This window comes from Collinsella sp. HCP28S3_G2 (genome assembly GCF_052065125.1).
In the GTDB taxonomy this organism is placed as follows: Bacteria; Actinomycetota; Coriobacteriia; order Coriobacteriales; family Coriobacteriaceae; genus Collinsella.
Genome location: NZ_JBQHUO010000002.1, coordinates 19,609 through 41,220, shown reverse-complemented (window position 1 = coordinate 41,220; position 21,612 = coordinate 19,609). Strand labels below are relative to the sequence as shown.

Below are 21,612 nucleotides of genomic sequence, written 5' to 3'. Positions count from 1 at the left end.
AAACACCGTGCAGGCCTAAACCGCACGCTTCAAAGAGTCTACCCAATCAACAACAGGGCACGCACCTCGCGTCATGATCCCTATGTGACGGAGAAAATCGAATTATCGAGACAAGCCGAACTACCGGTGAGCCCTTTTCCTCCGTCGCACGGGAATTAAAAAACGGGCCGCCCCAGAGCGGGACGGCCCGTTAACAAAACTAATTCCAGCTGTGTCTACACGCGCAGGTAGCGACGCATGGCAATGGCGGAACCAAAGAGACCGATGATCACGCCGACCAGGATCAGTGCGGCATACGTCACCAGGTAGTATTGCATCGGCAGCGCAAACGACATCCAGCCAATGCTCTCCTGAAGACGCGGAACCAACAGGTTGCGAAGCAGCTCCAAAACACCGATGGAAAGCAGCGAGCCCAAAATGGCCTGCAGCACGCCCTCGGTGATAAACGGACCGCGAATAAAGCCATTGCTGGCGCCCACCAGGCGCATGATAGCAATCTCGCGGCGGCGAGCCGTAATCGACAGGCGAATCGTGTTGTTGATAAAGATGAACGCGATAAACGTCAGCAAACCAACAAGCACAACGGCAGCGATGCGGATGTAGTTCGTCACCTGGAACAGGCGGCTCACTTCCTCCTGACCGTACAGAACGCTCGCATCGACGTCACCGTCATCCGCGATCTTCTGGAAATCGGAGTTCTTCTTGAGCTTCTTGGCCGTGCTCTCGACCTGGGACGGATCGTCCATCTCGATCGCGAACGAAGCAGGCAGCGGATTCTGGCCATCAAGTGCACTCAGAGTGGCGTCGGCGTTACCCGACATCTTGCTCGTGTACTCGGCCAGCGCGTCGTCCTTGTCCTTATAGGTCACGGACTTAACGTTGTTCCACGTCTTGAGCTCACTCTCGAAAGCCTGGACGTCGGCCTGGTCGGCGTCATCGCTAATAAACGCGTTGATAACAACCTGATCCTCAACGGTGCCGATCACGGAGTTCAGCATCGCGGAACCCATGATGAACAGGCCGATGATAAACAGCGAAAGGAAAATCGTGATGACGGCGCCGAGCGAGGTGGTCCAGTTACGGAAGAAGTGGCTCATTGCCTCTTTGAGCGAATAGCCCACGTTAGTTGGTGCCATAGTTGCCGTAACCTCCCCTCTCCTGGTCGCGGATTACGTGGCCGCCCTCGAGGGCGATCACGCGACGATGCATACTATCGACCATCTCGCGATCGTGGGTAGCCACGATCACGGTCGTGCCGGTGCGGTTAATGCGCTCGAGCAGCTTCATGATGCCGAGCGAAATTGCCGGGTCGAGGTTGCCCGTTGGCTCGTCACAAATCAGCAACGGCGGACGGTTGACCATGGCGCGAGCGACGGCCACGCGCTGTTGCTCGCCGCCGGAAAGCTGATCGGGCAGCGAGTCCATCTGATCGGCCAAACCGACCAGACGCAGTACCTCGGGCACCTGGCTGCGAATGACGCCCTTGGGCTTGCCTATGCACTGCAGGGCAAACGCCACGTTTTCATAGGCGGTCTTTTGCGGCAGAAGCTTAAAGTCCTGGAACACGGCGCCAATCTGGCGGCGCAGGAAGGGAACCTTACGGTTCTTGATTTTCATGAGATCCTGACCGGCGACCAAAATGCGACCGCTCGTAGGCCTGACATCACGGTTGAGCGTGGAAAGCAGCGTGGTCTTACCCGATCCGGAATGACCGACCAAGAAGACGAACTCACCCGGATAGATCTCGATGTTGATGTCGTCGAGTGCGGGCTTGTTGGGCTGTGCCGGGTAGATCTTGGTGACATGCTCCATCAGAATGACGGGCTCGACACCGGCCTGCTTGGCCATCTTCTTGCGACTTGCCTGCGGATCGATAGGCGCGAACACCGACGTAAAATCGGGGTTGTTGAGCGCATTGTCAAGACTTGCGACCTCGGCAGCCTGATCATTCTCGACCATGGGCGCAGCGGGCTGCGTAGGATCGGGAATGCCGGCAAAGAGGCCGGACTGCGCCGGTTGCGGCGCGGGCGTAGCAGGAACCATGGGATCGGGAATGCCCGCCATGGTCGGCTGAGGCTCGGCTGACGTCTGAGGCTGGTTCACGCGAGCAGTCACCTTTTGGACGGGCTCAAAGCCCGCAGCGGCAGAAAGCTCGACATCGCTGGGGGGATTGTAGGCAAAGGGATCGGATGCCGGCCGTGCCTGATCTGCCGGCTGTGCGGGGGCCTGGGCAATATGCTGGCCCTCTGAATCCGGAGTGGCGAAACGTGTGCCCGGGACGCCATGCTGCGTCTTGGGGGCCTCATCGCCCGCACCGGAGGTACGGAAGTGGTTACCCACTGGTGCTCCTTATCATCGTGCGTTTAAACTACATGAGCGCTTTGTATTTTAGCAGCATTAGCTTCGCTGCACATAAGAAGCATGGCAAGGTTTTGGTCTCACCGGCCGCGCACAGGGCTACCTCCCAAATCGTCCTCGGACATGTCGGAGTCCCCGCTGCGCGCTTCGCGGGGCGGGGACTCCTCCGTCCTGCGGAAAGATTTGGGAGGTAGCCCTGTGCGCGGCCTGCGGCTACTAAGGAGTCGCCGCGTTTTTCTTGAGGTGCTGCATATACAAAGTTGGAAGGGCTGAGTTGCACTTTGCTGATATGGGCCCGCTTCCCGGAGGAAGCCCTTGCTTGGTGCGGGCCTGATTTGTTTGTTACCGACAAAAAAACAGGGGCGCCCTCTTTGGGGGCGCCCCTGTTCTGGCTTGCATACGGTTGCTGAAGCGATACTTTGCCTCGTCTTGCCCTAGGCCAAGAACTCCTTGGTGGTTGCCACGATGTTGGCGTCATCCAGGCCGTACTTGTGCAGGAGCTCGGCGCCCGGGCCGGACTCGCCAAAGGTATCGTTGACGCCAATCTTCTTGAGCGGCGTCGGGCACTGCTCGCAGAGCACGTCGGCAACGGCGCTGCCCAGGCCGCCGATCACGGAGTGCTCCTCGACGGTCACGACGTGACCGGTCTTGGCGGCGCTCTTGACGATCAGATCGGCGTCGATGGGCTTAATGGTGTGCATGTTGATGACCTCGGCGTCGATGCCCTCGGCAGCGAGCTGCTCGGCAGCCTCGAGAGCCTCGCCAACCATCAGGCCGCAGGCGATGATGGTCACATCGGCGCCCTCACGCATGACGATGCCGCGGCCCAGCTCGAACTTGTAGGTCTCGGGGTCGTTGATGACCGGCGAGGCCAAACGGGCAAAGCGCATGTACACGGGGCCGTCGCACTCGTAGGCGGCGCGGACCACGGCGCGGGCCTCCACGTCGTCGGCCGGGACAATCACGGTCATGCCAGGGATAACACGCATAAGGGCGATATCCTCGCAGCACTGGTGCGTGGCACCGTCCTCGCCCACCGAAATACCGGCGTGCGTGGCGCCGATCTTGACGTTGAGGTGCGGATAGCCGATGGAGTTACGGACCTGCTCAAAAGCGCGGCCGGCGGCAAACATGGCAAAGGTGCTCGCGAAGGCAGTACGACCGGTGGTCGCGATACCGGCGGCGACACCCATCAGGTTGCTCTCGGCAATGCCCACATCGAAGAAGCGGTCGGGGCAGGCGGCCTTAAACTTACCGGTCTGCGTGGCGGCAGCCAGGTCGGCGTCGAGGACCACAAAGTCGTCGTGCTCGGCAGCGAGCTCAACGAGGGCCTCGCCGTAGCTTACACGCGTGGCGATTTTCTTGACGTCTGCCATCCTAGAGCTCCTCTCCGGCGGCCGTGAGCTCTGCCATGGCCTGCTCAAACTGTTCATCGTTGGGGGCCTTGCCGTGCCAACCAACCTGGTTTTCCATAAAGGAAACGCCCTTGCCCTTCATGGTCTCGGCGATAATGGCGGTAGGCTGACCCTTGGTGGCGCGAGCCTCGGCAAAGGCGGCGCGAATCTGACCGAAGTCGTTGCCGTCGGCGAGCTCCACCACGTGGAACTTAAAGGCGCGGAACTTGTCGGCGAGCGGCATGGGATCGTTGACCTCCTCGACGGGACCGTCAATCTGCAGGCCGTTGTGGTCAACGATCACGCAGAGGTTGTCGAGCTGCTGATTGCCGGCAAACATGGCGGCCTCCCAGACCTGGCCCTCCTCGCTCTCGCCGTCGCCCAGCAGGGCGTACGTGCGGTAAGTATCGCCCCAGTGCTTGGCGGCGACGGCCATGCCCACGGCGGCGGAGATGCCCTGGCCCAGCGAGCCGGTGGACATGTCGACGCCCGGGGTGTCGTTCATGTTGGGGTGGCCCTGCAGGTGGCTGCCGATATGGCGCAGCGTCTCGAGGTCCTCCTTGGGGAAGAATCCGCGCTCGGCGAGCACGGCGTACAGACCCGGAGCGCAATGGCCCTTGGAGAGCACAAAGCGGTCGCGGTCGGCCTTGCGAGGATCGGCCGGGTCGACATTCATTTCCTCAAAGTACAGATAAGTCATGATGTCGGCAGAGCCGAGCGAACCGCCCGGATGGCCGGACTTGGCAGCGTGCACGCCGGTGACGATGCCCTTCCTTACCTCGTTGGCAACCTTTTTGAGCTCTTCGTCGCTCATTGTGCCTTCCTTTCATCCTCTTTAGACAAGATGCGCACGGCGCAGAAGGTAATCCCAACCCAGCCGCAATGCACGTGCGCCATTCATTATGCTGGAAACTGAAGGCTTTACCAGAGTTTTTATCATTATTTGAATAATTTAGCTGGCAGACCCGCTGATGAATCGGTTTATCAATGTGAACGTCTTTTGGATGGAGCGCCGTCTGCCCTACGCGTTAATGTCCTTGAACCCCTCACCGAAGGCTTCCGTAACGTCGGCGACCGTCACGATAGCTTGAGGATCGCGCTCACGCACGATGGTCTTAAGTGTATTGAGCTCGCGGCGGCTAACGATCACCATAATCACCGGCTTCTCAGCGCCCGAATACATGCCGGTCGCCTTTAATTTAGTGCAGCCGCGACCCAGGCCATACATGATATCGGCCGCGATATCGGGGAAATTCTCCGAGATGATGAGCACCATACGGCGCTTGTTGCCGCCATCGACCACAGCGTCGATCACATAGCCGCTCATTACCATCGAAAGCCCTGCATACAGCGCGTTCTCCAGAGAGAAGACGGGGGCCGATGCCGCGCATACGGCGACATCGATCGCCATGACGGTCGAACCCACTGGCAGCGAGGTATTACGTGAGATAATCTGGCCGATGGTGTCGGAGCCGCCGGTGTTGGCGCCGGCGCGTAACACCATGCCGTAACCAATGCCCGTGATAATGCCGCCCCACATAGCGGGAAGCATCAGGTCTGCATCTGCCAGAGGCGCTACAAACGGGGCAAACAGGTCGGTAAAGAAGCCCAGTAGCACAAAGCCTGTCGCCGTCTGTACCACATAGAACATGCCGCCCTCGCGCATGACGACCAGCAACAGCAAGGCATTCATCACGATGGTTTGGATACCGACGGGCAGCGACACGCCCCGCGCGGCACCGACCGCCTGGATAATAGTCGCAAGGCCCGTAACGCCACCGGCGGCAAGACCGTTGGGAATCAAAAACAGGTCGGTCGCGATGGCCGCCAAAGCGCACCCAAGCATAATCTGGGGCAGATCGTGGAAGAAGTTCATTGAAAGAATGCGCTTAATATCCAGACGATATGCCATGCTACCCCCCTCAAAAAGCGCACCCCATTGGGTGCGCATTGAACTTCTTACCGTATTCGATTCTACCGATTCGCCGAGGAAAAACCACCCCGCGGCGGGTTTGCTCTGGATATAAAACCACCTGTCCAGAGTTTAGTGTCGGTCCGTGACTCACCCGGGGCTTAAGCGGACGGAGACTCCGCGTCAGCATTGCCGGTAGCCCAGCGATGGTAGCCGATCACAAACGGATCCAAGTCGCCATCGTCGAGAACGGCGTCGACGTTGCTGGTCTCCACGCCCGAGCGCAGGTCCTTGACCATCTGATACGGATAGAGCACGTAGCTGCGGATCTGGTTGCCAAAGCCAATCGTGGTCTTGGGACCGCGGATCTCGTCGAGCGCCTCGGCGCGCTTCTCGAGCTCAATCTCGTACAGGCGGGCCTTGAGAATCTGCATACACGCGGCCTTGTTCTGAATCTGGCTGCGCTCATTTTGGCAGGTCACTACAATGCCGCTGGGAAAATGCGTCACGCGCACGGCGGAGTCGGTAGTGTTGACGCCCTGGCCGCCCGGGCCGCTTGCGTGGTACACGTCGACGCGGATATCGTCGGGGTTGATCTCGATATCGATATCGTCGGGCAGCACCGGAATGACCTCGACGCCGGCAAACGTAGTCTGTCGACGCTTCTTGTCATCGGTGGGGCTAATGCGCACCAAACGGTGAACGCCGGCCTCGGCACGAAGCATACCGAAGGCATCCTTGCCCTCAACGGTAAAGGTTGCGCGATCAATGCCAATGACCTCGGCAGCGGGGCAATCGTTGATGGTGACCTTCCAGCCACGGCGTTGGCAGTACTTCATGTACATCTTAAAGAGCATGAAGGTCCAGTCCTGCGCCTCCAAGCCGCCCTGTCCGGGCTTGATGGTCACAATCGCGTCACCGTGATCGAACTCGCCGGTAAACCAGCTCGAAAGTTCGAGCTCATCGATGGCGCGCGCCAGACGATCAGCCGTGGCGGCAGCCTCCTCACGCAGTGCAGCGGCATCGGGGTCATCGCCCATTTCCTCGGCAAGTTCCAGCGCCGCGCGGGCATCGGAGAGCTCGCCGCGCGCGGTATCCACGGCGGCGATATCCTCCTTGGCGCGCGCAATCTCTTCCATCGTGGCGCGAGCGGCATCGGCGTCGTCCCAAAAGCCGGGAGCGACGCTCTTGGCCTCAAGCTCGGTCACGTGGGTGCGCTTCTCGTCCAAATGAAGATACGACTCGACCTCGCCGAGCCGGTCCGCAAACTTGTCCAGCTCGGCGGGCGTTACCTCTAAAGCCTCGGCCATTAACGATTCCTGCCGTGGCAGTACTTGAACTTCTTGCCGCTGCCGCAAGGGCACGGTTCGTTGCGACCCACGTTGACATACGGGTCGTCGCTCTCGGACTTGCGGTAGGTGGTCACCTTAGCGCCGTTGTTGACAGCTGCCGGTCCGCCCTGGACGGCCGTGCGAGCCTGTGCCCGTGCCTCCTTGCGCAGGACCGAGTTGCCGTTGTCGCCATCGACGTCGGCGGGGCCGGAGAAGCGCGCACCCTCGAGCGCGGGGTCCTCCTTGCGCTCCACAGCCTGCGGGGCGGCCTTGATCTCGATGCGCAGGACGGTGCGCAGGTAATCCTCGTACATGGTGTCAACGAGCATCTGGAAGGCACCATAGGCCTCGGTCTTGTACTCGACCAGCGGGTCGCGCTGACCAAAGCCGCGCAGTCCGATACCGGTCTTGAGATAGTCCATCTCCTGCAGGTAGTTCATCCAGCGGGTATCGATGACGCGCAGCATGACCTGAGTATTGAGCTCGCGCATGAGGTCCTCGCCCAGGCGCTCGGCCTTCATGTTGTAGCACTTCTCGACGTAGGCTAGGACATCGGCAGCAAGGGCCTCGTAATCCTCGTCGGGGAACTTGGGCGTATCGATATGGCCGGTCAGCTCCACGACCCACTTGCGCAGGCCATCGAGGTCGCGCTCGCCGTCGTGGCTGTCCTTAGTGCAAAACTCCTGCACGCAGCGGTACACGGTGTCGTGCATGACCTCGGTGATGTGGTCGGTCAGGTCCTTACCGTCCAGAATCTTGTTGCGCTCGGCGTAGATAACCTGGCGCTGCTTGTTCATCACGTCGTCGTACTCAAGAACGCTCTTGCGCATGGAGAAGTTGATGCTCTCGACCTTGTGCTGGGCGCTCTCGACGGCCTTGGAGATGATCTTGTGCTGGATGGGCATGTCGTCGCCCATTTCTGCCGTGACCATCATCTTGGAGACGCGGTCCATCTTGTCGCCGCCAAACAGGCGCATCAGATCGTCCTCGAGCGACAGGTAGAACTGGGTCTCGCCCGGATCGCCCTGACGGCCAGAACGGCCACGCAGCTGGTTGTCGATACGACGGGACTCATGGCGCTCGGTGCCGATGACGGTCAGGCCGCCGGCGGCAAGCACGCGCTCGCGCTCGGCCTTGCAGGTCTCCTTGGCCTCGGCGTTAAACTGCTCGAGCTGCTCGGGCGTCACGTCCTCCATGGTCAGGCCCTCGTACTCAAGGCGCTCGCGCACCAGCTCGTCGGGGTTGCCGCCCAGCAGGATGTCGGTACCACGACCAGCCATGTTAGTAGCGATGGTCACGGCGCCGTAGCGTCCGGCCTGGGCCACGATATGAGCCTCGCGCTCGTGATGCTTAGCGTTGAGGACCTCGTGCGCGATGCCGCGCTTGGTAAGGGCGGCCGACAGCTTCTCGGAACTCTCGATGGAGACGGTACCGACCAGGACCGGCTGGCCCTTGGCGTGACGCTGCTCGACATCATTGGCAACGGCGTTGTACTTGGCCTGGATGGTGCGGTAGACCAGGTCCTCGTGATCGACACGCTGCACGGGCTTGTTGGAGGGAATGACCTCGACGGGCAGCTTGTAGATCTCGCGGAACTCGGCATCCTCGGTAAGCGCCGTACCGGTCATGCCGGAGAGCTTGTCATACAGACGGAAGTAGTTCTGCAGGGTAATGGTAGCCAGCGTCTGGTTCTCCTCGCGCACCAGCACGCCCTCTTTGGCCTCGATAGCCTGGTGCAAGCCCTCGGAGTAGCGACGGCCCTCCATGATGCGGCCGGTGAACTCATCGACAATCTTGACCTCGCCGTTGGTAACGACGTACTGCTTGTCGCGGTGGAACATGTATTGGGCCTTCAACGCCTGCTGCAGGTGGTTGACCAGCTGGCCCGAAAGGTCGGCGTAGATGTCCTCGATACCCAGGCGGCGCTCGATCTTCTTGAGGCCGCGCTCGGTGGCGGCAATGGTGTGCTTGGCCTCGTCCATGACGTAGTCGCCCGTGGGCTCCACGTCCTCGGTGGCGGTGAGCATATCGTGCGACACGTCCTCGCCGCGCTCCAGCCCGCGCACGGCGCGCGCGAAGTCCTTGTAGGTGCTGGCCGACTTGGTGCCGGCGCCCGAGATGATCAGCGGGGTCCTGGCCTCGTCGATCAGGATGGAGTCGACCTCGTCGACGATAGCGTAGCTGTGGCCGCGCTGGACGCGCTGCTCGGGGCGGGTGACCATGTTGTCGCGCAGGTAGTCAAAGCCAAACTCGGAGTTGGTGCCGTAGGTGACATCGGCCTGGTAGGCCGGGCGCTTAAGCTCGAGCGGCATGTTGTTCTGCAGCAGGCCGACGGTCATGCCCAAATACTTGTAGATGCGGCCCATCCACTCGGAGTCGCGCTTTGCCAGGTAGTCGTTGACGGTAACGACATGCACGCCCTTGCCGGCGATGGCGTTAAGATAGCCGGCCAGGGTGGAGACGAGTGTCTTGCCCTCGCCGGTCTTCATCTCGGCGATATGACCCTCGTGCAGCGCCATGGCGCCGATGAGCTGTACGTCAAAGTGACGCATGCCCGTGATGCGCTTTGAAGCCTCGCGCACGGTGGCAAAGGCCTCGGGGAGCATGTCGTCAAGCGACTCACCGTTAGCATAACGCTCGCGGAACTTATCGGTCTGGCCGCGAAGCTCCTCCTCGGTCATCTTCTCAAACTGAGGCTCAAGCCCGTTGATCTGGTCAACGATCTTGTAGTAGCGCTTAAGGTCCTTATCGGATCCAAAGGACAGCAGCTTTGACATGAATCCCATGTGGTTTTCCTTTTTTGGCCATCGCCCGTAGCGAGGTGCACTGGGCGAGTTAAACACAGATAGTTGTACTTTAGCCAAACGGGGCGCACGCTATACGCTCGACCTCATCCCCCACGTAATAACTACGACCGACCTGCCAAAAAGGGCGTTTTATTTTTAATGGCTACGGCCCAGATAGGCGCCGATAACTTTGCGCTGCTCGGCGCTCGCCCGATAGTAGACGCGAAGCTCGCCTTCGGCATCCAAATCAAAGCGCGCCTCGTCAATCAGGCCATTCTTGTGCGCGGTCATGAGCGCCTCCTGCATGCGCGGCCTTGCAAAGGCGGCAAACGATGCGTACTCGGCCGCGAGATCGGCCATCACATCGTCGACGCAAGCCTCGTCATGGCAAACAAAATAATCGAGCATGGCATAGTTAAGCGGAAGCATCCCGATCACCGTCCTTTTTAACCATGTCGAGGGGATTCACGGCGATCAGGCAAATGCCGACGAGGTTGACGACGGCCGCCACCCATGCAACGGACGGAAGCGCGTAGCCGTCAAAGCCCAAGACCAGGCCGACGATAATCCACGTAAACAGCGGCGCTGTAAAGGTATAGGTGCCGTTGATGGCCATGCCCAGCGCCGTGCCGCACATGGAGTTGGCGCGATACCAGCTCATAAACGAAAAGTAGGCGGCAAAACCGGAGCAGGCGAAAAACACGACGGAGGATTTGTCGGTGAGCGCTTGGGCGACAAGGACGTAACTCTGACCAAGGGGCTCTCCGCATGCCAAGGTTAGGGCCGGCAGTACCAAGCACAGGTTGCCGACGCCCGAGACAAGCTGACGGATGTTGATGGCGATCTGAGGATCGATCATGCAGGTGGCGCGGCCGCCCACGCATCCCTCGACGCCCCAGCACAGGGCGGCTAACAGCGCCAGGCCCAAGCCAAGCGCCATGCCGAAAGATGCCTGCCCGCTCAGGCCGGCGCTACCGATCATAGCGCCGGCGACCACGCAGACAACGATGCCGGTGACGACACGGGGGCTAAGCGGCTGTCGGTAGAGCACGCGGGCGAGCACCGCACCGATCGCGGGGTTGAGCGCGGCGATGGGCACGGCAAGCGTGCCTGCCTGCGAAAGCGCGATAACGTAGGCGGCAGAAGCGATGGGCCCGCCAATGAAGGCGGCGGCGATAACGATGACGCCGGGCTTTGAGGCGATGCAGCGGCCTAGGTCGGCGAGTTTGCCCTGACCGGCAGTGAAAAACGTGGCCCAGACGGCACTCAACACGTCATTGACGCCCGAGGCGATCGTGGGCAAGATGAATACCGCCAAAAGGCCGGAGGGAGCAAATGCATCGAACCAACCGGCCCAAACGCCAAAGAGCTGACCGGCGGTAACAAAGGCCGTGTACAGCGCATACATGCAGCTCGAAAGCGCCGCGACAGCGATACCCTTCCTAAAATAGGCAGCATCGAGCGCACGCTTCTTTGCCACCGCGAGCTCGCGATTGCCCAAGGACGTCGATGTGTCCACGTAGCCTCCTATCGGTTACCTGCCAAAAAGGGACAGGTTTATTTTGGCAGGTTTTATCTGGGCAAACGAAAAATCCCCACCGTTCGGTGCAAAGAGGACGTGCTACTTTGCGTCGATAAGAAAAGGGCCGTGCACCCAATTGGATGCACGGCCCTTTTGCCATGAATGCGAGCGATTCCTCGGCGAGCTATTTACTCAGCAGCCTCGGTGGTCTCGGCCTCGGCAGCGGCCTCCTCGACGGGAGCCTCTGCGGGAGCCTCGGCGGCCTGCTTGGCAGCCTCCTCGGCAAACTTAGCGGCACGCTTGGCCTTCTCGGCAGCCTTAGCCTCAGCGGCGGCCTTGCGAGCGGCCTCGGCCTCAGCAGCCTTGGCGGCCTTGGCAGCCTTGGCCTCCTCGGCCTTCTTGAGCTGGGCGGCAGCGGCGCCACCAAACTTGTCGGCGAAGCGCTGGACGCGTCCACCGGTGTCGACGAACTTCTGCTGGCCGGTGTAGAACGGGTGGCACTCGTTGCAAAGCTCGACCTTCATCTCGGACACGGTAGCGTGCGTCTTGAAGGTGTTGCCGCAGGAGCACGTCACCGTGCACTCGACATACTGGGGATGGATACCCTGCTTCATGGTAGGACTCCTTATTGGTCAGGCGCTGGTTACCGATCAGCGCATAAGGCGTCTTGGTTTCCGACCAAGACAACAAACTCGGCTATGTTACCACGGCGTCGAGCGTCCCACAAAAGGTTCACGGTCTTTACGCCGGAGTACACAGGCGAATCTGCCCGATCGCGGCGCCAACAGAGCCGCCCGAGCTGTCCAGGGTTCCAAAAATACACCCTACGAGACAAGCGCTCCATGTTGCAGACGTGTAACGCCGCAGCAAAGGCGCCCCTTTTTGCACGGGACAGGTACAATGATGAACACTGTACCGTAGCGGAGCGCCGCCGCGCGCCGCCAACACGCGAAAGGGTTTCCCATGGCCGAGATCTCGTCCTCCCGTATCGTCATCACCGTCCTTGGCAAGAACCGCCCCGGCATTGTCGCCGGCGTCACCCGCGTCCTGGGCGAAGCCAATGTCGACATCCGCGACATTACGCAGTCCATTATCGAGGACATCTTCACCATGACCATGCTGGCCGACACCGCCGAGTCCAAGCTCGACTTCGCCGAGCTGCAGAAGGCCCTGGCCGAGGCCGGCGAGCTTTCGGGCGTCAACGTGTCCATCCAGCGCGAGGACGTCTTTAACTTTATGTACCGCCTGTAGCGAACAGGCTGCGTGACGACGGCCCAACGTGCGCCCAGGCGCAACGTCGCCACATAGCCCGGAGAGGAGCGCGCATGGCCTACGACGCCAAGAAAATCTATTACCGCTTCGACGACCACCTGAGCCGCCTGGTCCTGGACTACGAGGCCAGCCGCCAGATTGCGCCCGAAAGCGAAAATTTGTATTACGGCATGCCCACCGAGCCTTATGACGAGGGCCTGTTTGTCGAGCACAATGTTAAGCGCGGTCTTCGCAATGCCGACGGATCGGGCGTGGTCGCGGGCCTCACCCGTATCTCGGACGTGCACGGCTACAACAAGGTCGACGGCCAGGTCGTGCCCGACAAGGGTCGACTCACGCTGCGTGGTTACAACATCGAGGACCTCGTCAACAATGCCCAGGCCGAGGACCGCTATGGCTACGAAGAGGTCGCCTACCTGCTCATTACGGGCTCGCTGCCCAACAAGGATGAGCTCGACGGCTTTTGCGGGCGTCTGGGCGCGTTTAGGCACCTGAGCGACGAGTACGTTAAGGAATTCCCGATGACCACGGTGTCGTCGAGCATCATGAACGTGCTTCAGCGCGCCGTGCTGCTGCTCTATGCCTTCGACGCCGAGCCCGACGTGATCACCCCCGAGCACGAGATCGATGTTGCCATCTCCATGCTCGCCCGTCTGCCCCGTATTGCCGCCTTCGCGCACATGGCTTCGGTCGCCAAGCGTCGCGGCTCCGAGGTGCATGTGCCGCACCCCACGCCCGGCCTGTCCACGGCCGAGACCATTTTGCAGGTGCTGCGCGGCGGCATGGCGTTTACCCGCGACGAGGCGATGCTGCTCGACGTGATGCTTATGCTCCATGCCGAGCACGGCGGCGGCAACAATTCCACGTTCGCCTGCCGCGTGCTGTCGTCTTCGGCCACCGACCCGTATTCCGCCTACGCCGCGGCTATCGGCTCGCTCAAGGGCCCGCGTCACGGCGGTGCCAACGCCAAGGTCGTATCCATGCACGAGGACATTCGCGCGCATGTTTCCAACTGGGAAGACGATGACGAGGTCGCTGCATATCTGAGCAAGATTCTCGACAAGCAGGCCTTTGACGGCACGGGGCTCATCTACGGCATGGGGCACGCCGTCTACACGCTCAGCGACCCGCGTGCCGAGGTCTGCCGCCACTACGCACGTTCGCTCGCCGCCAAGAAAGATCTGGGCGAGGAATTCGCGCTGATCGAGCGCATCGAGCGCCTGGCGCCCCAGGTCATGCGCGACCACGGCATGACCAAGCCTATCTGCGCCAATATTGACCTGTACACGGGCTTTATCTACAAGATGCTCGGCGTACCCGAGACGCTCTTTACGCCGATGTTCGCCGTGGCCCGCATGGCAGGCTGGTCGGCACACCGCATGGAAGAGCTCTTCTGCGCACACCGTATTATTCGCCCGGCATACCGTCCGGTGATCGAGCCACTGGAGTACAAGCCACTCGCCGACCGTTAGGACGCGCACCGTTATAGAACACGAGCGTGGCCAGGGCATCACCGCCCTCGGCCACGCTTTTTATGCCAGCAGAAAGGGCTGTATCGAATGATTGTTTTTTCCGATATGGATGGAACACTGTTGACGAGTGACAAGCAGATGAGCGACGCCACCTGGGCGATGCTCGACGAGCTCGCACGTCGCGGCATTGAGTTTGTACCGTGCACGGGGCGTCCGCTGTCGGGCGTCTTTGAGGCCATCCTCGCCCATCCTGCCGTGCACTACGCGGTCTGCGCCAATGGCGCTAGCGTCTGGCAGCTCGACGAGGATGTGCCCACCGATGCCTCACGCGCCACGCGCATATTGAGCCGACCGCTCGACCGCGCCATCGCCCACCGCGTCCATAGCATTGCCGCCGGCCACGATGTGACCTTCGATATCTTCGCGGACGGGCAGTGCTTCCTCCCCCGCTCGCTCTACACGCGCCTGGACGAATTCTGCGGCGGAGATCCTCACATCGCGGCTTCGCTCAAGCGCACGCGAACGCCGATCGACATGGATATCGACAGCAAAATCGACGAGGTCGAGGTGCTCGAACGCATCGCCATGTACTGGCACGACTCAGCCGACCGCGATGCTATCGTGGCGGCGCTCGACACACTCGAAGGCATTGAGGTCACGCGTTCGTACGCCATGAATATCGAGGTCATGGGCGGGGGCGCCACCAAGGGAACGGCATTGGCTTGGCTATGTGGGCATCTGGGCGAGCCTCTCGCCGACGCCTGGGCGTTCGGCGACAACATCAACGACATCCCCATGCTGCAGGCAGCGGGCCACGGTACGGCGATGATCAATGCCGAGCCCGAGGACCGCGAAGCCGCCGGCGCCATCACCGAATACGACAACGACCACGACGGCGTCGCCCGCGCCATCATGGCCGCCCTCGCCTAGCAGCAGCAACCCGGCAGGGTAGCTAATTTGGGACGGGGCTTTTTTAGCTACCCTGGTCACAGTAGTCGTTGGGGGCACTCTTCACGGGGCGCTGCAAGGACTGTCCCCATCTGCCGAATTAGGCGAGACTCTCCAGCACGCGACGGAGCTCCTGCTGGACGGCGTGGTCGCGGTTGCACCCCACCACGCGATCGGCGACTGCCTTGAGCGCGGGGCGCGCGTTTTCCATCGCGCAGCCCGTGCCGACAAAGCGAATGATCTCGTAGTCGTTCATCGAGTCGCCAAATGCCATGATCTCATCGCGCCCAATGCCGTAATGCTCCGCGAGCTGCGCGATGCCAGAGGCCTTCGACACGCCGGGCTGCATGGCATCGATCCACGCGTTGCCCGAAGGCGCAAAGGTAAAGAACTGGCCGAGCTCGCGCTGCAGTACGTAAGCGCTGTCCATAACGGCACCATCATCGCAAAAGATACTCGCCTTGATGATATTTACGCTGGGATCGGGCAGCTCCCAAATGCGCTCGGCATTGGGAAGGTCCTTATCCACCTCGCGCACGAACTTACTCTCGTCATCGAGCAAGAAGGACTTGGTTCGGTCAAAGAGTGCAAGATGCAGATTGGGAAACGTCGCGACGGCCTGGGCTAGCTTTCGAATCGCCAGGTGCGAATACACCTCACGGCCTACCATTTTGCCGTCGGCGTAGACCTGGGCACCGTTAGCTGCGACAAAGTCCATTTTGTCGCGAACGGGCGCAAAGAACTCGCACAGGCGATCGTAGCGGCGGCCTGACGACGCGGCAAAATGCACGCCATGCTCGCGCAGTGCCAGGATCAGTTCGTAGGTCTCGGGAGGCACCTGGCCATTTTCGTCAAGCAGTGTGCCGTCCATATCGGATGCAATCAGCTTAAACATAGAAAAGCTCCCTTCGGGCTTGCTGGAATCGAACGTGTATCCGATTCCAACGTACCCAAAGGGAGCTCAAATAAGACCCCGCAGTCATAAACGTTACATAGACCTGGCAAATAGCTCACGCGCACCAGAGAGCCCACGGTCGCGGCGTCAGGCGACACGCCAAAGAGTGTCCCCAGCGACTAGTCGTTTAAGAACGTCCCCGATGATTAGTCGGCGTAGGTGAAGGTCGTGACGTCGAACATGCCCTCGGGGCGGATGCGGAGCGTCGGGATGACCGGCAGGGGCAGGAAGATGATGCCCATGATGGGGTCGAGCGGCGGCTCAATACCCATGGCGCGCGCCTTGACCATAAAGTCGTCGTGCTGCGCTGCGACATCCTCGGCCGTGCCCTCGCTCATCAGGCCACCGAGCGCCAGCGGAATGCGCGCCACGACCTCGCCGTTGCGCACCAGCACGTGACCGCCCTGGCCCACGGCCTCAACAGCAGCCATCATATCGGCGGCGTTGTCGCCCACCACGCACACGTTGTGCGAGTCGTGGCCGATCGTGGAGGCAATGGCACCACCGGTGATGGTGAAACCGCGCACCCAGCCGCGACCGATATGCTTGCCGACCAGGCCCAGGCCAGCGGGGCCGTCGCCGTCGACGCCCTCGGCTTGCAGCGACACGCCGCGGCCATGGCGCTCAATCAGCATAATGCGGCGCAGGCCCTCGGCGCTCTCGGGGCGAGCCATACCCGTGATTGCCTTACCCGGCACCACGTCAATCACAGCCTCGCCCGGCTTAAAGGCATAGTCGAAAACGTCGAGCGAAAGCTTCGGCAGCTTAACAGAGGCGCGCAGCTCGTCGGCAAGGGCCGCAACCTCAGCCATCTCGGGTGCGATCTCGCCCACAAAGGTGCCATCCTGCGCCACCAGAGCACCGGCGGCATATACGCGATGCGGCGCCGTGGCAAACGTCAGATCGTTGAGTACCAGCAGGTCGGCACGCTTGCCCGGAGCGATGGCGCCGCGGAGCTCATGCGGATCGCGGCAACCGTGGTCCAGGCCAAAGGCCTCGGCCGTGGAAAGGGACGCCATGGAGATGGCGACCACCGGGTCGATGCCGGCCTCGATGGCCACGCGGCAGGCGTTGTCGATCATGCCGGTCGAAAGCGCGTCGGAGGGAGCGCGGTCGTCGGTCGCAAAGCAGCAGCGGCGAGCACGGGCGGGGTTTTCCAGCAGCATAGGCGACAGGTTGGCAAGATCATGGCTGCAGGTGCCCTCGCGCAGCATGACATACATGCCGCGGGATAGCTTGTCGAGCGCTTCCTCGGGAATCGTCGACTCGTGGTCGGCGATAATACCCGCCGCGGCATAGGCGTTGAGATCCTTGCCGGCAACAAGCGGAGCATGACCGTCGACCTGCTTGGACGGCGTCTGGTTGGCAGCATCGATGCGAGCGCAGGTCTCGGGGTCGGCCATAAAGACACCCGGCAGGTTCATCATTTCGCCCAGACCAAAGACGTCGCCCGGATGCTCGGCAAAAAACGCCTGCATATCGGCAGCGGTGATGACGGCACCGGCCTGCTCGTCGGGCAGTGCGGGCACGCACGAAGGCATCATGTACTTGATGGAGATGGGTGCGCGACAACCGTCCTCGATCATAAAGCGCAGGCCGTCTAGGCCGGAAACGTTAGCGATCTCGTGGCTGTCGGCAATAGCGGTGGTGGTGCCACGCGTCGCCGCCATGCGCGCATACTCGGCGGGACGGATGTTCGAAGACTCGATATGCAAGTGTCCGTCAATAAAACCGGGTGCGAGATAGCGACCCTGACAGTCGATAACCTCAGCTGCCTCGTACGTGCCAGCAGCGTCATCTCGACCATCGTAGAGAACACCGACGATCACGCCGTCCTTGACGGCGACGCTACCGGGCGCCACGCGCTGACCGTACACATCAACGATCTGTGCGTTGGCAAACAACGTGTCGACGGGCACGCGGCCCTCGGCGGCATCGATCACAGACCTCATGACCTCAACGGACATACATACTCCTTTAACCGTAGAAAAAAAGCTGCGGAGCGGACAGACCTTCACCGCAGCAAGCCAATAGCCATTGTATGCCCAAACGATGGGCCAGCAATACGCCCCTCTGCTTAACGGCACACACCACTTGGCGCAATGGGGACAGGCTGCTTTGCACCACTGACAAGGAGTGTCCCAAAGTGCCGGCACAAAAGGATCATCCCTAAGTGCCAAAAAGGCCGCAGTCGGAAATCCCGGCTGCGGCCTTGTTGCACTTGTGAGGTCAACTTGCTCGTTAGACCAACTTAAAGCCCTTGCGCTTGCCCACGGAGAGGGTGTCGCCCAGCTTGAGGGCACTGGGGTCGATGTTGTAGCTCTTGGGAGCCACGGCCTTGCCGTTGATCTTGACACCGCCGCCGTCAATGTCGCGGCGGGCCTGACCGGCGCTGGCCGAAAGACCCAGGTCCTTGAGCAGGCCGGCAAGGTAAATCTGGCCCTCGTCGTTTACGGTCAGCTCAACATGCTTCTCGGGGAAGTCGGCGAGCTGGCCCTCCTTGAACACGCGGTCGAACTCGGCCTGAGCCTCGTCGCCGGCACCGGCGCCGTGGTAGGTGTCGCACAGGTCGCGGCCCAGAGCGCGCTTGAGCTCATAGGGATCGGCAGAGCCATCGGCCAGGGCAGCGTCGATCTTGTCGACCTCGGCCGGGGTGAGCGAGCTCGCCAGGCGGTAGTACTTGCCGATCATCTCGTCGGGGATGGACATGGTCTTGCCGAACATATCCTTGGGCGCGTCGGTCAGACCGATGTAGTTGCCATAGGACTTGGACATCTTACGGACGCCATCGGTGCCCTCGAGCAGCGGCATGGTGAGCGCGATCTGCGGCTCCATGCCCATCTTCTCCATGAGCTCACGGCCGGCGAGCAGGTTGAAAAGCTGGTCGGTGCCGCCCATCTCCACGTCAGCCTTGATCATGACCGAATCGTATGCCTGCATCACGGGATACAGGAACTCGTGCAGGGCGATCGGCGTCTGGGACTGATAGCGCTTGGTAAAGTCATCGCGCTCAAGAATGCGGGCGACGGTGAACTTGGAGCACACCTGCAGCAGACCGGCAAGGTCCATCGACAAGATCCAGTCGCCGTTGTGCACGATGGTGGTCTTCTCGGGGTCCAAGATCTTCATGGCCTGGCTCACGTAGGTCTCGGCGTTAGCCTCGATCTGCTCCTGAGAAAGCTGCGGGCGGGTGGAGTTCTTGCCCGAAGGATCGCCGATCAGCGCGGTACCGTTGCCGATGATCAGGGTGACGTTATGGCCCAGGTCCTGGAACTGGCGCATCTTGCGCAGGGGCACGGCGTGGCCCAGGTGCAGGTCGGGGCTGGTGGGATCGACGCCGAGCTTGATGTTGAGGGGCTCACCCTTCTCAAGCTTCTTACGAAGGTCGGCCTCGGGGACGATCTTCGCGGCGCCCGAGGTGATGATACGCATTTGCTCGTCAACAGACAGCATTGGGTATTCTCCTTTTGCTATAGCACCCTCGCCGAAAACGGCGGTGCTGGAAGTCCATAAACTCTCATATGATAACAAACTGACGCGACGCAGCACCTACGACAGGAAAATCCTCGTCCTGCCGCATGCGTCGATGGCAACTGGCAGACGTGTACCGTCACGATCGACCAGATAGCGCGTCTGCCGGCGACGCAAGCAGTCGCGGCAACAGGCCTGTCCCGTCGCATCGGTGGCACAGACGCCCTCGGCGGTCAGCAGGCAGTGCTCGCACACCATGAGCTCGGGACGATCGGTATCGACGGGGCCCAGGACGCCAGGACAGGCGGCAAGCTCGGCAATGCGTTTCGCATCGTGAGCGACAAGTTCGGCAGGCAAAAACACGCGCTGCGCCCCAAGCCCTCGCAACCAGGCGAGCGTTGCCCGGTTCGCACAGAACACCGGCGCTGCCACGTCAAAGACGACGCGCAGTTCGCGAGCTATCGCCACTTGTCCCAGATTACGACAGACGATGCGGCCGGCGCGCTGCATGAGCGACCGAGTCCGCTCGATATCGCCCACACGGCAGACCTCGTCGAGCACAACAGTCGCACCGGACAGGTCGAGCTCTTCGTTCGGGTCCTGGTCCATCAGCTGCCAGGCAAAGACCAAGCGAGCGGCGACAGACTCTGCAGGTTCTTCCGGCTGCGTTCCGCTATCCATCAGAACGCCCGCAAACGGCAGCGTCTCGACAGCGCGTTTCGCAAGCACGACCGCATCGGCCTCGGCCCGCATGCGATCCAGCGCCGCCGCCGTTTGCTCAAGCACGCCAGCGCTGCGAATCAGATACACTTCGCAGCCCGCGTCGACCTTGCGCTTGCAATGGACAACGATGCGCTCCCCCACCTCGGCATCCACCGGGCAGGGAAGTTGCGGCCAGCGTTTAGGTACATCGGGCCGAGCGTCGGCGCCCGGGTAAAACCTGATCTCGAGCGTATCGCCCGCCGCCACGGCGGCATCGAGCTCGACGGTCACTTCCTCGTGTCCCACGGCAACCAAACGGCCCACACGCACGCCCTGGTTGATCGCGCGTTCAAAACTCATAAGCTCCGCGCCCGAGCGGCCTCGCAGATACGCGTCGGTAAACCCGCGGTTAAACGACCTTCCCAGCTCACGTTCGAGCGCCTGCACGGCATCGGGATCCCACGCGCCATCACGCAGCATATCGAGCGCCCGGCGCCACGCCCGAACCACGTTGTAGACGTAGTCGGGGTTCTTCATACGCCCCTCGATCTTGAGCGACGCCACCCCGGCAGCAACAAGCTCGGGTAAATGAGCAATGCCCAGATAGTCACGCGGGCAGAGCAGACGATCGCCTTCGACGGCAACGACGCTCTCCCCAGCCTCATCCACCAAATCGTATGCCAGGCGGCACGGCTGCGTGCAGTCGCCACGCATCGCCGACCGTCCGCGCTGCAGGGCCGAAAACTCGCACGCGCCCGAATAGCCAATGCATATGGCGCCATGGCAGAACACCTCGATGGGCACACCGGTAGCGCAGAGCGTCGCAATCTCTGCCACGGTCAGCTCGCGCGCCGTCGTCACGCGCTCGACCCCCAGCTCGTCAGCCGCCAAACGCACGGCGCCCTTGCTATGGACGCCCGCTTGGGTGGACAGATGAATCTCGACCCCCGGAATTGCCGCATGCAGCGCGCGGGCTAGGCCCGCATCTGCCACGATCAGCGCATCGGCGCCCAGCGCACGCGCATGTGCCCCCAGTGCCACGGCTTCGGACAGCTCGTCGTCGAACACGAATACGTTGAGCGTCACGTACACGCGCACACCATGGGCGTGCGCCACGGCACACCCGCGCGCAAATTCGTCGTCACTAAACCCGTGCGCACTCACGCGGGCGTTAAATCCGCTCAACCCGGCATAAATGGCATCGGCACCTGCCGCGATCGCGGCGAGCATCTGATTGAGCCCGCCAGCAGGAGCCAACAGCTCGGGCAGTGCCAGCCCCGATGTTGGCGTCCCATTCCCGCATTGTCTGCTAGGCTCCGTCGCCCAAATCGCCATCTGCAAACTCCTTACCAAGGTATGCAATCGCTCTGTTAATTGCCGTCAACCAGCATACACGAGGCTTCGCGCGGCTCGATTGGTTTATCGTGTAATAACTTATGTCCATCCTGCCCGACGCATACCCGCCGCCTGGCACGACATACTTGGAGGT

General features: G+C 61.4%; 17 protein-coding genes. 3 read left to right on the top strand and 14 right to left on the bottom strand.

The window, feature by feature from the left end:
* Window positions 1-215: 215 nt before the first annotated feature.
* From ftsX to rpmE, 10 genes are all read right to left on the bottom strand, one after another.
* Complete coding sequence (ftsX, locus tag ACTNB2_RS01980; RefSeq protein WP_441042323.1) at window positions 216-1,136, bottom strand: permease-like cell division protein FtsX; 921 nt, start codon at window positions 1,134-1,136, stop codon at window positions 216-218.
* On the bottom strand, window positions 1,123-2,340 hold the full coding sequence (gene ftsE, locus ACTNB2_RS01975) for a cell division ATP-binding protein FtsE (protein WP_441042321.1): 1,218 nt from the start codon (window positions 2,338-2,340) through the stop codon (window positions 1,123-1,125). Before ftsE ends, ftsX begins: the two co-directional genes overlap by 14 nt.
* Before the next feature lie 452 nt (window positions 2,341-2,792).
* Complete coding sequence (locus ACTNB2_RS01970; protein ID WP_441042319.1) at window positions 2,793-3,734, bottom strand: transketolase family protein; 942 nt, start codon at window positions 3,732-3,734, stop codon at window positions 2,793-2,795.
* Window position 3,735: 1 nt separating this feature from the next.
* Complete coding sequence (locus ACTNB2_RS01965; RefSeq protein ID WP_154516003.1) at window positions 3,736-4,566, bottom strand: transketolase; 831 nt, start codon at window positions 4,564-4,566, stop codon at window positions 3,736-3,738.
* A 207-nt stretch (window positions 4,567-4,773) separates the two neighbouring features.
* The gene (locus ACTNB2_RS01960) at window positions 4,774-5,664 is read right to left on the bottom strand and encodes a YitT family protein (RefSeq protein WP_441042317.1); all 891 of its coding nucleotides are present in this window, start codon (window positions 5,662-5,664) and stop codon (window positions 4,774-4,776) included.
* A 161-nt stretch (window positions 5,665-5,825) separates the two neighbouring features.
* Entirely contained in the window at window positions 5,826-6,974 is a 1,149-nt protein-coding gene (prfB, locus tag ACTNB2_RS01955; protein ID WP_441042315.1) for a peptide chain release factor 2, read from the bottom strand.
* Window positions 6,974-9,781, bottom strand: coding sequence for a preprotein translocase subunit SecA (gene secA / locus ACTNB2_RS01950; protein WP_154516012.1), 2,808 nt, complete (start codon window positions 9,779-9,781; stop codon window positions 6,974-6,976). Before secA ends, prfB begins: the two co-directional genes overlap by 1 nt.
* A gap of 156 nt (window positions 9,782-9,937) precedes the next feature.
* Window positions 9,938-10,189 carry a hypothetical protein gene (locus ACTNB2_RS01945; RefSeq protein WP_441044640.1) on the bottom strand — a complete coding sequence of 84 codons (252 nt, stop codon included), beginning with the start codon at window positions 10,187-10,189 and terminating at the stop codon, window positions 9,938-9,940.
* Between the two features lie 7 nt (window positions 10,190-10,196).
* Entirely contained in the window at window positions 10,197-11,300 is a 1,104-nt protein-coding gene (locus ACTNB2_RS01940; RefSeq protein WP_441044638.1) for a hypothetical protein, read from the bottom strand.
* A 191-nt stretch (window positions 11,301-11,491) separates the two neighbouring features.
* Window positions 11,492-11,917: a 50S ribosomal protein L31 gene (rpmE, locus tag ACTNB2_RS01935; protein ID WP_006235303.1), complete on the bottom strand. Its 426-nt coding sequence runs from the start codon at window positions 11,915-11,917 to the stop codon at window positions 11,492-11,494.
* Between the two features lie 349 nt (window positions 11,918-12,266).
* Here rpmE and ACTNB2_RS01930 point away from each other — a divergent pair, with 349 nt between their 5' ends.
* From ACTNB2_RS01930 to ACTNB2_RS01920, 3 genes are all read left to right on the top strand, one after another.
* Window positions 12,267-12,554 carry an ACT domain-containing protein gene (locus ACTNB2_RS01930; protein ID WP_006235289.1) on the top strand — a complete coding sequence of 96 codons (288 nt, stop codon included), beginning with the start codon at window positions 12,267-12,269 and terminating at the stop codon, window positions 12,552-12,554.
* Window positions 12,555-12,628: 74 nt separating this feature from the next.
* A complete protein-coding gene (locus tag ACTNB2_RS01925; protein WP_441044635.1) occupies window positions 12,629-14,047 on the top strand; it encodes a citrate synthase in 1,419 nt (472 codons plus the stop codon).
* Window positions 14,048-14,134: 87 nt separating this feature from the next.
* Window positions 14,135-14,977, top strand: coding sequence for a Cof-type HAD-IIB family hydrolase (locus tag ACTNB2_RS01920; protein WP_154516024.1), 843 nt, complete (start codon window positions 14,135-14,137; stop codon window positions 14,975-14,977).
* Between the two features lie 118 nt (window positions 14,978-15,095).
* Here the strand turns inward: ACTNB2_RS01920 and ACTNB2_RS01915 are convergent, their stop codons facing one another.
* From ACTNB2_RS01915 to ACTNB2_RS01900, 4 genes are all read right to left on the bottom strand, one after another.
* A complete protein-coding gene (locus ACTNB2_RS01915; RefSeq protein WP_118098921.1) occupies window positions 15,096-15,890 on the bottom strand; it encodes a Cof-type HAD-IIB family hydrolase in 795 nt (264 codons plus the stop codon).
* Window positions 15,891-16,096: 206 nt separating this feature from the next.
* Window positions 16,097-17,917, bottom strand: a complete 1,821-nt coding sequence (locus ACTNB2_RS01910) for an adenine deaminase (RefSeq protein ID WP_441044634.1) — start codon at window positions 17,915-17,917, stop codon at window positions 16,097-16,099.
* A 274-nt stretch (window positions 17,918-18,191) separates the two neighbouring features.
* The gene (gene tyrS, locus ACTNB2_RS01905) at window positions 18,192-19,403 is read right to left on the bottom strand and encodes a tyrosine--tRNA ligase (protein ID WP_117848934.1); all 1,212 of its coding nucleotides are present in this window, start codon (window positions 19,401-19,403) and stop codon (window positions 18,192-18,194) included.
* A gap of 96 nt (window positions 19,404-19,499) precedes the next feature.
* Window positions 19,500-21,458, bottom strand: a complete 1,959-nt coding sequence (locus ACTNB2_RS01900; protein ID WP_441044632.1) for a U32 family peptidase — start codon at window positions 21,456-21,458, stop codon at window positions 19,500-19,502.
* Between the last annotated feature and the right edge of the window lie 154 nt (window positions 21,459-21,612).

Excerpts from the sequence above, each read along its gene's own strand:
- rpmE (WP_006235303.1), bottom strand. The coding sequence starts at position 11,917 with ATGAAGCAGGGTATCCATCCCCAGTATGTCGAGTGCACGGTGACGTGC.
- ACTNB2_RS01960 (WP_441042317.1), bottom strand. The coding sequence starts at position 5,664 with ATGGCATATCGTCTGGATATTAAGCGCATTCTTTCAATGAACTTCTTC.
- ACTNB2_RS01970 (WP_441042319.1), bottom strand. The coding sequence starts at position 3,734 with ATGGCAGACGTCAAGAAAATCGCCACGCGTGTAAGCTACGGCGAGGCC.
- ACTNB2_RS01910 (WP_441044634.1), bottom strand. The coding sequence starts at position 17,917 with ATGTCCGTTGAGGTCATGAGGTCTGTGATCGATGCCGCCGAGGGCCGC.
- ftsX (WP_441042323.1), bottom strand. The coding sequence starts at position 1,136 with ATGGCACCAACTAACGTGGGCTATTCGCTCAAAGAGGCAATGAGCCAC.
- secA (WP_154516012.1), bottom strand. The coding sequence starts at position 9,781 with ATGGGATTCATGTCAAAGCTGCTGTCCTTTGGATCCGATAAGGACCTT.
- ACTNB2_RS01915 (WP_118098921.1), bottom strand. The coding sequence starts at position 15,890 with ATGTTTAAGCTGATTGCATCCGATATGGACGGCACACTGCTTGACGAA.
- ACTNB2_RS01900 (WP_441044632.1), bottom strand. The coding sequence starts at position 21,458 with ATGGCGATTTGGGCGACGGAGCCTAGCAGACAATGCGGGAATGGGACG.
- ACTNB2_RS01930 (WP_006235289.1), top strand. The coding sequence starts at position 12,267 with ATGGCCGAGATCTCGTCCTCCCGTATCGTCATCACCGTCCTTGGCAAG.
- tyrS (WP_117848934.1), bottom strand. The coding sequence starts at position 19,403 with ATGCTGTCTGTTGACGAGCAAATGCGTATCATCACCTCGGGCGCCGCG.
- ACTNB2_RS01965 (WP_154516003.1), bottom strand. The coding sequence starts at position 4,566 with ATGAGCGACGAAGAGCTCAAAAAGGTTGCCAACGAGGTAAGGAAGGGC.
- ACTNB2_RS01925 (WP_441044635.1), top strand. The coding sequence starts at position 12,629 with ATGGCCTACGACGCCAAGAAAATCTATTACCGCTTCGACGACCACCTG.
- ACTNB2_RS01945 (WP_441044640.1), bottom strand. The coding sequence starts at position 10,189 with ATGCTCGATTATTTTGTTTGCCATGACGAGGCTTGCGTCGACGATGTG.
- ACTNB2_RS01920 (WP_154516024.1), top strand. The coding sequence starts at position 14,135 with ATGATTGTTTTTTCCGATATGGATGGAACACTGTTGACGAGTGACAAG.
- prfB (WP_441042315.1), bottom strand. The coding sequence starts at position 6,974 with ATGGCCGAGGCTTTAGAGGTAACGCCCGCCGAGCTGGACAAGTTTGCG.